Below are 12,675 nucleotides of genomic sequence, written 5' to 3' on the forward strand. Positions count from 1 at the left end.
CATTCACTTCGTATTGGCATCAATCAGTTTTTTTATTTTTTCCCTGGCATGCTCTAAGGTTACATCGATCTCCTGATCCCCTATCATCATTTCCTCTACTTCTCCAGCAAAAATATTATCCACCTCATCCTGATACGGGACAGTCTTGGGCGGGTTGTGAGTAGCCGTTGTATTGAGTACCTTCAACAAGGAAGGCTTGTCTATCATCTCAGGATTATGGGAGCTCTTGATCATCGAATCCACCCTGTTCTGGACATCAATCTTTTTCCAGGAAGGCATTAATCTTCCTTGCACGATAATCCCCTCTGTCGTATACCATCGAATAAACCGATAGGCCTCCGCTTTATGCTTGGACTTCGCATTTACTGATAATATATCCGCGGTAACTGAAGACATGATGGGATCATCACGGCTTGCTTTCGGGTATGGAGCAAAGACCGTTTTGAATTTAGCAGGCATGGTCTCCGTTCCTCCGACTTCAGGTACCATGTAAGTGTAGCTTGCGAGCATGCTGACTTTTTGATTGAAATATTGCTGCCTGTAGTTCAGTTTTTGATTCAGTACTTCTGCATACGGTGTTGCTGAATGCTCCCTTTCCGCTTGAAGACGGATTTCCAAAGATTTACGAAGCAGCGGGTTATCTATATTTAAAGTCTTGCCGTCATCCCTGATTAGATTATTATTGTAAGGCTGATTGATCAAAGCAAGCTTTAAATAATCGGAAAAGGAATTCGGAAGAAAAAAAGTACCGTATCTTGCAGGTACGCTGTTTTTCCTTGTTAACACCTGGGCATACCTTAGAAAGTCATCCCATGTCCAGTCTTCCGGGATGGGTAGTCCCGATTCCTTGAGATGCTCACTATTCAGCATGACCATGGCAATGAATTTTTTACCAGGAAGGCCATAGTACTTGTCACCTAGCAATGTATCAATCGTATACTCGCTGCTGAAATCCACCCCATCCTTATCCATATAAGCGTTTAATGGCTCAAACATTCCTTGTGCCGCCCTAACCGTATACCTATTCTGGGAGCCAAACAAAATAACGTCAAGATCCTCCCCTGAAGCAGCAGCCAAATCAAGTTTTTTCATATAATCCGCGGAACTGTTCGAATCACTGGAAATAAACTCGACATGGATGTTGGGATACTTCTTTTCAAAAGCGGCGAGTACAGGCTCCCAATAATCCGTCGTCTTGTTGTAATAGGAATGAAATTTGATGGTTACGGGCTCCTTGTCACCTGACTGTTGAACAATAACATCTGTTTGCTGATTACATCCGTTTAACAGCATTATGCCTGTTATAAGAACGGCCCCTGCAGCTCGTATTCCTTTTGACATCGGATACAGCACCTCCTATCCAGGTCCTTGATAGCAAAGAAGCTCAAACCTCGGGTTGATTTGAGCACATGGGTAGTTCTATACCGATAGCATAACTGATTTATCCACAAATTTATAGAGCCGATTCGTAGCGTAAATGATCTAATATACGAGCTATGATTTTGAACTACTCATATCTACAGTCACAGCTGTCTTCGCTGGCTTAATGAAAGTAGACTGTTGAATTCGTTCCTGCAGCTTGTCCAGATACAGGTCTTCATCAATCGGGAGATGTACCCAATTATCCGTCCACGTTGATAACAACATGGCATTAGACAAGATGAGACCATTAATTCCTTCTTCTCCAGGAACAATTAAAGGTGTTCCTTTCAATACTGCATCGGCAAAGTTTTGTACGATGGCATGATGGCCGCCAAATTCGTTGCCGTCAGCCTTTATGGGAATCTCGTATTTCCGGCATTCAGGTGACCCGAAGCCTCCCTTGTATTCCTGATTGAATTGGGCTTCCGAAACAGTCAGTCTCCAAAATGTAAGCTTGCCATCCTCGATAACGATTTTCCCTCTGTCTCCGCTTACTTCCAACCGATTTGTACCCGGTGCCTCCCCGATCGTCGTAACGAATAGTCCTGTCGCGCCATTGTCAAATTCCAGATAGGCCGTTACATCATCTTCCACCTCAATATTCCTATATTTCCCAAATGAGCAAAAGGCTCTCATTCGCGTTGGCATCATTCCCATTATCCACTGCCACAGATCAAGCTGATGAGTCGCTTGGTTGATCAACACCCCACCGCCTTCACCAGCCCAGGTCGCTCTCCAGCTCCCTGAATTATAATAGCTTTGCGATCGATACCAATTGGTAACAATCCAGATACTGCGCTTAAGCTCGCCTAATTCACCAGAGCCGATAAGCTCTTTTAACTTCTGATATAAAGGATTGGTACGCTCGTTGAACATCATACTGAACACTTTCCCCGAAGCAGCGGCCGCTTCATTCATTTGACGCACATTTTTGGTATATACCCCAGCAGGCTTTTCACATAGCACATGAAGTCCATAGGAGAAGGCTTTAATAGCCAGGTTAGCATGCTCCAAATGAGGGACTGCAATAAGCACGGCATCCACACTTCCAGAGGCCATCATAGCTTCCGCATTATCAAAGGTATGAACTTGCTCACCCAAATGCTCTTTACTCCATCGAAGTCTCGCCTCGTTGGGGTCACTTACTGCCGCCAGCATGGCGCCTTCTATCTCACCGTTATGCAAATATTGAATATGATAAGTTCCCATATTTCCCATTCCAATAACACCTATTCTGATCTTCTGCATAGCTCCGATCTCATCCCCTGGTAAATGTTTTATGAACTCCAATCATCCTGCCCTTCAATCATTGGCAGCTTAGTCATTATGATAAGGTATTCTATCAAAAGTTACATGAAACAATATTTTCTGTTTCCAAAAAAATTTGCACTTCCTTTTATGAAGTCGGAATCCTCACATGACAAGCCGTGTCAGCCTAAACGATTCATGCAGAGGTGAAATAAATTACAGCAAGGTTCGAGTGTATTTATTATTTATAAATTAAGCTATCGTTTTAGTTGAAAGGCCATTAACAATCGTATCAAAAATACAGAGAAAGAAGGCTTGTGTATGCTTGGTTCAGCGCAGCGGGTAGCTGTCGTCACCGGTTCTTCTCAAGGAATCGGATTGGCTATTGCCCAGTCTTTCGTGAACAACGGATGGCGTGTAGCGTTTGTCAGCCTGGGTCTTGAGCAAATTCGCTCCAGTTTTCTAACAGAAGTAGAGCTTCATCAGGTTTTGTTATACGAGATGGATGTGACCGAAACCGATAAGATCGGGCCTTGTCTGGACGATATTATCGGACAATGGGGACAAGTCGATGTATTGGTGAACAACGCCGGTATACGTACTGTAACCTCAAACTCGGACATGAAGATCGAGGAATGGAATAGGGTCCTGTCCGTAAATTTGGGAAGTACGTTTTTCTTCTCCCAGGCCGTTGCACCGATCATGAAGAAGAGGGGCTGGGGACGCATTATCAATATGTCCTCCTTCGCAGGCCAATTCGGACCTGTGAACTCCAGTGCAGCCTATGCCGCATCCAAAGCAGGGCAGTTGGCCTTAACCAAAGTGTTTGCCCGGGAGCTGGCCCCTTACGGAATCACGGTTAATGCAATTTCTCCGGCATCTGTTCGTACACCTGAGATGGACACAATCGCTCCAGCCGATATGGAAAAGATGGTCGCCACAATTCCTCTTGGGCGTGTCGGCGAGGCAGAGGAAGTCGCTGCCATGGTGATGTATTTAGCAGCCGATTCAACCGGCTTCGTTACAGGAGCCACCTTGGACATCAATGGCGGAAGACTCATGCGGTAATGTAACTCAGCAGGTCCACTAACAATTAAAGAGGTGATAAGCGTGGCAATGGAACATGGTGCACCACAAATTCCTGCAAAGCTTAGAGTCATGATCAAATTTGAATCAACAGGCTGGTTCGATACGACGCCCGAAGACAAGAAAGAGCATATTCTACCTGCATTAAACGAGGTGATTGCTGGCTGGAAGCAGTATGATGTAACACTTCTCGGAACGCTCGACCGTGATATTCTCACTGCCGGTCATGCTGGTGAACAAGGATTTCACGCGGTATTTCTGTACGATATTCCCGACCTGCAAACGATAACGAATATGACTCATGCGTTTCGTGCGGCAGGAATCGATCGTTATTTTAGACTTGAGGCTATTATTGGACGCCCCTTTTTCTTATTGGAAGCTTAAACTCAGCAGATGCTTACGTAGTAAGTTTTCTGCGAAAACTCAGCGGATGCTTACGTAGTAAGTTTTCTGCGAAAACTCATAGGAGGTAACAAACATGAAATTTGGTATCTATGTAGAAATGCAAAATCCTAAGTCGAATTGGAAGCCCCATGCACAGGTATATCGCGAGGTTTTGGAACAGATTGAGCATGCTGACAAACGAGGCTTCAGCACATTTTCAACACTTGAGCACCATTGGTTCGAAGAGTTCTCCATATCGGCTAATCCACTCGCACTCTATTCCGCAGCAGCGCAGCGTACAGATTCGATTCGTTTCCGTACTTGTTCCCACGTACTGCCGATTCACAATCCGATGGTATTTGCCGGTCAGCTGGCTGTGGCGGATATTTTAACAGAGGGTCGAATTGAAGTCGCCTTTGGTCGCGGCCACTCCTGGGTATTCCCCAAAGCCTCGATTCCGCTGGAGGAAAGCCGTGGAAGATTTATGGAATCCCTTGAAATTCTGAAGCTGGCCTGGTCACAGGACTCCTTCTCCTACGACGGACAATATTATAAAGTGAAGAACGTTTCCATCGTTCCGAAACCGCAGCAGCTGCCGCATCCGAAAATTTATACCGGAGGTGCAAGCAACCATAATTACGAGCTTGCCGGTAAAGAAGGCTGGGGTGTGTTGATAACACCGATGCTTCCTCTTAGCAAAGTAAGTCATCAATTGGATATTTATCGCGAAGCATGTGCTAATTACGGCAATAAACCGGATATTGTTTATGTTCAAGCGATCTATTTGGACGAGGACGAGCAGCGCGCGTATGATGAAGCGAAGCCGTTTATCCATCAGTTTATGGCAGGAAATGCTTCTCCAGCAAAGGACATGCCTTCCCGCGATGAAATGCTTGCCAAGGACTTCGCCTTCTACGCTTCAGGACATCTCGAAGCATTAGTCGATATTCCATATGATACACTGATCGATGAAGATTACGTTTGGGTTGGCACACCGGAAACTATCAAAGCCAAGGTTCAAGCCATTGTGGATGAATGTCCAGGCTTAACGGAAATTAGCCTGCTCTGTACCTATGCCGGTATGGAACACTGGCGTACGATTCGGACGCAGCAATTGTTCAGTGAACGAATCATGCCGTTTATTTATGATAATACAACTGTATCCACGATCTAATCAAGTAAGGATTAATACTCAATAGCAATGTTATTCAAAACCCGCCAAAATATCATTCCGGCGGGTTTTAACGTTTTCCTACTACAAGATACCTTGCTCAAGCATCGATTCTGCAAGCAGTACGGCGCCTTTGCCCGCACCCATCTTGGTGTTATGTGAAACGAGTACGTATTTAACCCCGCCCAATACAGGATCTTCCTCCAGTCGTCCCAGGCTCGTAGTCATGCCATCCCCGATTTCCCTGTCCAGCCTTGGCTGCGGCCTGTAAGGGTCCTCATACACATGAATCATATTGTTCGGAGCCGAATGCAATTTTTTGTTTTTATATGGATTGTAGCCTTGGATCGCTGCCCTGACTTCAGCGATATCCGCTTTCTTGTCCAATCCTACAAAAACGGCTTCCGTATGCCCATCAAGCACATTTACCCTTGTACACAAGCAGTTAACATTTATTTTCGCCTGTTTTATGGAATTTTCATTGAAATTACCCAATATTTTCAATAATTCCAATCTTACTTTTCCTTCTTCATTCGGAATATAAGGAATAATATTATCCAAAATATCCAGCGTCCTTACTCCGGGACTTCTTCCCGCTCCACTCACCGCCTGCATCGAAACCATTAGCACATTATTAATGCCAAAATGCTGCTGTAAAGGTTTAAGCGTTATGGCAAGTCCTGTAACCGTACAATTAGGCACAGGGAGTACAAAACCTTTCCACCCCCGCTGCATGCGTTGTGTCTGAACTAATTGTGCGTGATCATCATTAACTCCTGTGATCAAAAGCGGTGTATCTTCATAATAACGAAATGCAGAAGCTGTTGAAAATGTAGGGGTGGTTTGGGCAAACCACGGTTCAAGCTCTTTGGCCAAATCTGACTCTACAGCTGTAAAGATCACATCCAGCTTTTCAGGTGAAAAGTCTTTTGAAGAAACGACAGGAATACCTTTCATATCTTCAGGTATGGGTAAGCTCTGTGTCCACCTTGAACTGCCATTGGCTTCAATCAGTGCTTTTTCATAATTGTCTGCATTGCGCGAGGTAACCATCTGGACGACCTCAAAATTCGGATGTTCTGTAAGCGCCAGAACAAATTGCTGCCCTGCCATTCCTGTTGCTCCTACGATTGCGGCTTTTAATCGACTCATAACCAGCATCCCTTCTGATTGGATAGTACATACAATTCAATTACAGAACGTTACGTGCAAACAAAAAAATCCCACCCCCAAGACTTATAGTCTTGGGGACGAGATTTGTTAAATTCGTCGTGGTACCACCCCAGATTTGCTGATACGTCGCCATAGCAGCCTCTTCAAGTACGGCATTACATAGAATAATGCTTATACTCTAGCTCTATAACAGGAGCTCCTGTCACACCATCCCTTTTGTCCGGTTCCGATGTGCAGCTCAGAGGCTTTCTTCAATAAATCATTTTTTACTCCCTTTCAGCTACCGGAGCTCTCTGTGAAAAAATCAATTTATTTACTTTTCTCTTCATCGCATTTGAATATTAGGCTTATGATAGCAAATACTGACCGAATTGTAAATCAAAAAGTATCCAAGTATTGAATCAGAAACCCATTCGCCTTTCATTCCTCCCTCATGATCGACAGGGTTGCCATTGGATAATGGACGTTGCCGCCCTCAAAAGCAGGAAATTTCTCTAAATCGGCGCGCATTTCGTGTCTGACCGATGAATGGAGCGCTTCGGTCAGCGCCAAGGGGCTGTCAAAGACCACTTTATTGCGCTGCATATAATTCACACGCTGCCATGGCATCGCATCGATCCAGTCAACCCGCGTGAAAATTTCGATTTCCCGAATATCGGGGAAAAATTTCATAATTTTCGGATGATGGTTAAGATAATAGGTAAGCCAAGAGTTCAGATCGCTTGCATAACCCGGGTAATGTACCAAGAAGCTGCAAGGCAAGCCGCCTGCAGGAACATTGAATGTCCTGTCCAGCACTGGATAAGAACGCGTCAACATCACTTGATGAGTTACGTTTGCTCCTGTAAGGCTTGGCCATACGCCTGTTCTGGCGAGCGCCTGCAAATGGCCCTCTTTGCCGATTGCTGCTTCAAGCATCGTGAGGTCTTCAAAATAAAGCTGCATGGCGAACTGCGGCGAAGGACCGTCATCGGTATAATAATCGGATGCGGACTCCGGTGTGTACAGCCTTGCCTGCTTTAATCCGGGTGTTGCTGCGACGATGTCAGAAATGCCTTTCAGATCCTTTTCACTGATGCAAGCTGCCAGATCAGCCTCCATCTGAAATGTTACGAAATAAGAAAAGTACATATATTCCTCTCCTTATCCTGAATATTGCAAGTCATCCACACTTTCAAACTAACACGTATAAATTAAAAAAGATGCTTCGATCACTACAGTTTTCGGAAATTTATTAGTATTATTAAAAATTAATTTATAGCTCAATGGTTTTTCCGGTTTGGGCTGACAGGTATATCGCTTCTAAAATTCGGGTTACTACATAAGCTTGTTCCGCTTTGACCAAGGGCTCCGTATCATTAAGGATGCATTCCAGCCATTGCTTGGCCTCCAGCACGCCCGGATTATCATCTGATCCGCTAAAATAGGCTATATTGGAACGTGTATTCGGCTTAATCTCCACCAGCTTGCCGTACTTGGCAGTGTTGAACACAAGCTCCGTTTTCCTGTCCGGCCCCACTTTCATTTCCGCTCCGCCCTCTACGCCAAATAACGATGTCTTGGCTTCTTTCGCTTCCGTTGTATTCAGAGCCCAGGAGCATTCCAGGAATATCGTGGCGCCATCCTCCATTGTAATAAAAGCGAACGCCGAATCTTCAACATCGAACGTTTTCGGATCCCATGGACCGAATACATTGCCTTCCATATTATCTTTCATCTTATAATAGACAGAGCCGGTGACAGATTTGGGCTTATAATTGTCCATGCACCACAGAGTTAAATCCAGGGCATGCGTCCCAATATCGATTAATGCTCCACCGCCCTGCAGCTCTTTATTCGTAAAAACACCCCAGGTGGGAACCCCTTTCCTACGAACGGCATGGGCTTTGGCCATATAGATTTCGCCTAAGTCTCCAGTAGAGCAGGCTTTATACAGCACATTTGATTCTTCATTGAAGCGATTTTGGTAGCCTACAGTCAGTTTTTTACCGTTTCTTTGCGCCGCCTCCAGCATCTGTTTGGCTTCAGCAGCGTTAATGGCCATCGGTTTTTCACACATAACATGCTTACCAGCATTCAAAGCGTCTACGGTAATGGGAGCATGATACAGATTGGGCGTTAGAACATGCACCACATCTATGGAACCGTCCTTTAACAGCTCCTTGTAGTCGCTGTATACTTTAGCATCGGCATCGCCAAATTCAGCTGCCGCTTGGCTCGCTCTTTCGACCTCAATATCACAAAAAGCGACCATTTTCCCCAGATGGGCCAGCTTCGAGAGCGATGGCATATGCTTTTGATTCGCAATGGCTCCACAACCGATAATTCCTATATTTAATATATCCTTCATCTAAAGTCACTCTTCTTTCCATTTATCTTTTGAGATTTTACTTCAACCTGAAGTCCTGCGCCACAGCAATAAAGTCTTTTATTAGACATGAAAATGGTCCAGTGCTTTCTTGAGCATAACGGACATCTTATTCAAATTTTGCGCTAACTTCAACAGACCTTCGCTGACCTGCAGTTGTTCATGACTTAGCGAAGCGACCTGCTCTGAGATTGCGGAGGATTCCTCTGACACTGCACTGACATTTCCTATAGTGTCGATTAGGATCTGCTGCATCTCCCTCAGTTCCCGCATCGAAGTATTCACCCCTGCAAGGTTGTTCACAAATTGATCCATTTGAAGTTGGACTTGTCTGAAAATAAGATCGGTTTCGTTCACTGATATTGTTTGTTCGCGAAATACCGGATATACCTCAGCCAAGGAGGTTACCGTTTCATCAACTTCCAGTTGAATTGCTTGGGTAAAATGGTCGACATCTTGAATGGAAAGCTTCGATTGCTCAGCCAGTTTTCGAATTTCTCCAGCTACAACCATAAAACCCTTACCCGCTTCGCCTGCACGAGCCGCTTCAATAGTTGCATTCAAGGATAATATGTTGGTCTGCTGCATAAGGCGATTAAGTATTTCAATAATTTGGGTGATGGACACAGTGCTTGCCTTCAAACGATCCGCTTTTTTCATCGTTCCGTCTATCATCTGTTCGATCCGGTTCGTCTGAAGTTTCAAATCCTCCATGTTGCCAGTCCCTTTCCCGCTCTCTTCCCGGATAACAGAGATAACCCTCTCCATTTCTCCGCTTACTTCAACAACTAATTCCACCTTATCGGCAATCCTTTGGGTAAGTTCACTGCCCTGTTCTGCTTGAACGGCCAGCATGGAGGCTCCAGTGGCGATCTCCTCCGTCGAGCTAGCAATCTCCCTTGCAGCAGTAGCAGTATCCTTGGAGACGGTCAGCAGCTGATCCGATATGTCGAACACCTCTCCGGCCGAACCGTTGGTTTGCCTTACAAGAGCAGTAATTTGATCCATCATACCGTTAAAGCTGACACCGAGCTGTCCGATCTCATCCTTTCCAGGAAAATAGGCCCGTTCAGTGAAATTTCCTTTTTCTCCTTCATGCATCATGGTTCGAAGCGCAGTGAGCGGTTTGCCAACCATCCTGAATATCCACATACCCAGCAAACCGGCAGCTATTGCGGATAGTAGTGTCACCAGCAACGTCATCTGGAGGATAGCCTTGCTTTCTTTAACCAATTCCGAAACCGGGGCAACCGCAGTCAAAAACCATCCCGAAGCTTCCATACGCTTGAGCGCAATCAATTGATCTCCGCCCTGGGCTTGTACAATTTTCGTTTTCCCTTGTACAACTGCTTCACCCAGCAGCTCCGGCTCCAGCGAAATATCGAACACTTGGCCTATTTTCCTATAATCTGGAGAGAGGACAAGGCGGTTATTCTTCGTAATTATGAGGATACGCCCTGTATCCCCTGGCTTGATCCGGCTGAGGGATGCCTCAATCACCGATAGTTTGATCTCTAGCAAAAGCACAAAATCCTTTCCGGCCTCCCCCCTTATTACACGACCAACCGAGATCGTAGAATCCTTCTCGGCGGCATTCAGCCTGGTTTTATTCGGCTCTACCCAAACTAGCGACCCATCAGCCTCCACCACTTGCTTGAACCAACCTTCCTGATGGTACGGTTGTATAGCATCTGAAGAATTGGAGATCGGCTTCAAACCGTCAACAGGAAGTAGAAATGCGCCAACAATTCCCAAATTAATGTCAGTCATGAGGTTAAGGCGTTCTCCAATATTCAGGGAGAGTGGAATTTTATCGGGCGTAAGATCAGGCAATTTAACGTATTCCTTTGCCATTCTCATAAAGGAGATGTCATTCACCAGTTGCCCAATCGTATAGTCGAAGTTTTGCATAAGCAAATCAACTTTATCCGCAGCCTGTTCGATGGTTTGCGCCGTTAAACCCGACATTTTGCTTTCTATGATGCTCTTGGATTTTTGATAAGAAAAATAGCCGAGAGCAACGACAAGCCCGAGAATACAGCAAAAGATTAACAAAAACAGCTTTATGCCAACCGAACGCCACAAGCTATCGAAGCGAAAACCTTTGTATTTGTTTACATATTCATGAGTAGTAACTCTCCATTTCAAAATAGAATCCTCCTCATTTGCTTCACCTCGAAACTACCCTTGTACTCCATCCAGCTATTTTATTCTCGTTTGTGGTCCTGCCATTTCAAGAGAGTTTCCTACTTCAGCAAACTTCTTGAAATTACGGATAAAACGGTCCGTGAGTTCTCTAGAAGCGGCTTCATACGCCTCTTTGTCATGCCATGTATTTCTTGGCTGCAGAACTTCACTCGGAACACCGTTTATGAAATCAGGGCACCCAAGATTAAATATGGGATCGACCGTGAAAGTCGCTTCCTCTATAGTCCCGTCCAGAATCGCATTAACCATAGCCCGGGTGTAAGATAAGTCAATCCTCTTCCCCATCCCATACGAACCTCCGGTCCAGCCTGTATTTACCAAATATACTTTAACCTGATGCTCATCTATTTTTTCTCCAAGCATTTTAGCATAAACAGTTGGATGAAGCGGAAGAAACGGTGCACCGAAGCAAGCTGAGAACGTCGCCTCCGGTTCCGTAACACCTCGCTCAGTACCTGCCAGCTTTGAAGTATATCCTGACAAAAAATGATACATCGCCTGGTCCTTTGTCAGTTTTGAAATGGGAGGCAATACACCGAAGGCATCCGCCGTTAAGAAAATAATTACGCCAGGATGTCCGGCTGTTCCAGGGATTAGTGCATTCGGGATGAATTCAATCGGATACGCTGCTCGTGTATTCTCTGTAATCCGATTGTCATTATAATCCGCTACGCCTGTTTCGGGGTCCAATATCACATTTTCCAAGACCGAACCGTCACAAATAGCACGCCATATTTGCGGCTCCTTCTCCTCGGAAAGGTTGGCACATTTAGCATAGCAACCGCCTTCAAAATTAAATACGCCTCGATCCGACCACCCATGCTCATCATCCCCGATCAATCGGCGGTTCGGATCGGCGGAAAGCGTCGTTTTTCCTGTACCGGATAACCCGAAGAATAAAGCCACATCATCTTTTTCACCCACATTAGCCGAGCAATGCATAGGGACAACATCCTTTAAAGGCAATTGATAATTTAATACGCTAAAAATCGATTTTTTCATCTCTCCCGCGTACTCTGTACCGCCAATTAATACCAGCTTCTTTTCGAAGGAAATGCAGATGAACGTTTCCGATAAGGTTCCATCCACAGTCGGATTCGCCTTTAAGCCTGGAAGTGTGATCACCGTAAATTCCGCCTTATGTGTCAACAGCTCTTCCTTGGTCGGACGGATAAATAGCTGGTGGACAAATAAATTGTGCCATGCATACTCGTTCACAATCCGGATAGGCAATCTGTAATCTGAATCCGCTCCGGCGAACCCGTCAAATACGAATAGTTCCTTTCCCATCATATAGTCCTTCGCTTTTTTATAAAGGTGCTCAAATTGATCTGGACTAATCGGTTGGTTGACGGCCCCCCAGTGAATATGATCCATAACAGTTGGCTCCTGGACAATGAACTTATCTTTAGGGGAACGGCCGGTATATGTGCCTGTGAATACCTGAAGTGCCCCTGAGGATGCAATAACTCCTTCCTTCCGTTCTATTGCCATCTTTTTCAACTGAGTCACGGGCAGATTATAATGCAGAGTCCTCTCTTTCGACTCCTTAACCTTGGCTTTCATCGCTTCTACATCCCTTCATTCGATCATATCCTCATCACCACCGTAACAA

At 45.2% G+C, this 12,675-nt stretch carries 10 protein-coding genes and 1 other annotated feature; of the genes, 3 read left to right on the plus strand and 7 right to left on the minus strand.

Features of this window, described 5'->3' with window-relative positions; all coding sequences use genetic code 11:
• Positions 1 to 3 precede the first annotated feature (3 nt).
• Together LRL21_RS18375 and LRL21_RS18380 are read right to left on the minus strand one after the other, a co-directional pair.
• Positions 4 to 1,341, minus strand: a complete 1,338-nt coding sequence (locus tag LRL21_RS18375) for an ABC transporter substrate-binding protein (protein WP_240417252.1) — start codon at positions 1,339 to 1,341, stop codon at positions 4 to 6.
• Positions 1,342 to 1,494: 153 nt separating this feature from the next.
• Positions 1,495 to 2,670: a Gfo/Idh/MocA family protein gene (locus LRL21_RS18380; RefSeq protein WP_240417253.1), complete on the minus strand. Its 1,176-nt coding sequence runs from the start codon at positions 2,668 to 2,670 to the stop codon at positions 1,495 to 1,497.
• A gap of 321 nt (positions 2,671 to 2,991) precedes the next feature.
• Between LRL21_RS18380 and LRL21_RS18385 the strand changes: the two genes are divergently transcribed.
• From LRL21_RS18385 to LRL21_RS18395, 3 genes are all read left to right on the plus strand, one after another.
• Complete coding sequence (locus tag LRL21_RS18385; RefSeq protein ID WP_240417254.1) at positions 2,992 to 3,738, plus strand: SDR family NAD(P)-dependent oxidoreductase; 747 nt, start codon at positions 2,992 to 2,994, stop codon at positions 3,736 to 3,738.
• 48 nt (positions 3,739 to 3,786) lie between these two features.
• The gene (locus LRL21_RS18390) at positions 3,787 to 4,140 is read left to right on the plus strand and encodes a hypothetical protein (protein WP_240417356.1); all 354 of its coding nucleotides are present in this window, start codon (positions 3,787 to 3,789) and stop codon (positions 4,138 to 4,140) included.
• 94 nt (positions 4,141 to 4,234) lie between these two features.
• On the plus strand, positions 4,235 to 5,314 hold the full coding sequence (locus LRL21_RS18395) for an LLM class flavin-dependent oxidoreductase (RefSeq protein WP_240417255.1): 1,080 nt from the start codon (positions 4,235 to 4,237) through the stop codon (positions 5,312 to 5,314).
• Between the two features lie 81 nt (positions 5,315 to 5,395).
• Here the strand turns inward: LRL21_RS18395 and asd are convergent, their stop codons facing one another.
• The 5 genes from asd to pckA form a co-directional block, all read right to left on the minus strand.
• Positions 5,396 to 6,463 carry an aspartate-semialdehyde dehydrogenase gene (gene asd / locus LRL21_RS18400; protein WP_240417256.1) on the minus strand — a complete coding sequence of 356 codons (1,068 nt, stop codon included), beginning with the start codon at positions 6,461 to 6,463 and terminating at the stop codon, positions 5,396 to 5,398.
• Between the two features lie 91 nt (positions 6,464 to 6,554).
• Positions 6,555 to 6,822, minus strand: a binding site (T-box leader).
• Between the two features lie 82 nt (positions 6,823 to 6,904).
• Positions 6,905 to 7,615, minus strand: coding sequence for a hypothetical protein (locus LRL21_RS18405; protein WP_240417257.1), 711 nt, complete (start codon positions 7,613 to 7,615; stop codon positions 6,905 to 6,907).
• A gap of 124 nt (positions 7,616 to 7,739) precedes the next feature.
• Positions 7,740 to 8,834 (minus strand): Gfo/Idh/MocA family protein, encoded by a 1,095-nt coding sequence (locus tag LRL21_RS18410; RefSeq protein WP_240417258.1) that lies wholly within the window; start codon positions 8,832 to 8,834, stop codon positions 7,740 to 7,742.
• Positions 8,835 to 8,915: 81 nt separating this feature from the next.
• Complete coding sequence (locus tag LRL21_RS18415) at positions 8,916 to 11,000, minus strand: methyl-accepting chemotaxis protein (RefSeq protein ID WP_240417259.1); 2,085 nt, start codon at positions 10,998 to 11,000, stop codon at positions 8,916 to 8,918.
• 54 nt (positions 11,001 to 11,054) lie between these two features.
• On the minus strand, positions 11,055 to 12,626 hold the full coding sequence (gene pckA, locus LRL21_RS18420; RefSeq protein WP_240417260.1) for a phosphoenolpyruvate carboxykinase (ATP): 1,572 nt from the start codon (positions 12,624 to 12,626) through the stop codon (positions 11,055 to 11,057).
• Between the last annotated feature and the right edge of the window lie 49 nt (positions 12,627 to 12,675).

The sequence above is a fragment of the Paenibacillus periandrae genome (genome assembly GCF_022458865.1).
Classification (GTDB): Bacteria; Bacillota; Bacilli; order Paenibacillales; family NBRC-103111; genus Paenibacillus_S; species Paenibacillus_S periandrae.

Coding starts and splice junctions, on each gene's coding strand:
- LRL21_RS18375 (WP_240417252.1), bottom strand. CDS start 1,341: ATGTCAAAAGGAATACGAGCTGCAGGGGCCGTTCTTATAACAGGCATA.
- LRL21_RS18380 (WP_240417253.1), bottom strand. CDS start 2,670: ATGCAGAAGATCAGAATAGGTGTTATTGGAATGGGAAATATGGGAACT.
- LRL21_RS18385 (WP_240417254.1), top strand. CDS start 2,992: ATGCTTGGTTCAGCGCAGCGGGTAGCTGTCGTCACCGGTTCTTCTCAA.
- LRL21_RS18390 (WP_240417356.1), top strand. CDS start 3,787: ATGGAACATGGTGCACCACAAATTCCTGCAAAGCTTAGAGTCATGATC.
- LRL21_RS18395 (WP_240417255.1), top strand. CDS start 4,235: ATGAAATTTGGTATCTATGTAGAAATGCAAAATCCTAAGTCGAATTGG.
- asd (WP_240417256.1), bottom strand. CDS start 6,463: ATGAGTCGATTAAAAGCCGCAATCGTAGGAGCAACAGGAATGGCAGGG.
- LRL21_RS18405 (WP_240417257.1), bottom strand. CDS start 7,615: ATGTACTTTTCTTATTTCGTAACATTTCAGATGGAGGCTGATCTGGCA.
- LRL21_RS18410 (WP_240417258.1), bottom strand. CDS start 8,834: ATGAAGGATATATTAAATATAGGAATTATCGGTTGTGGAGCCATTGCG.
- pckA (WP_240417260.1), bottom strand. CDS start 12,626: ATGAAAGCCAAGGTTAAGGAGTCGAAAGAGAGGACTCTGCATTATAAT.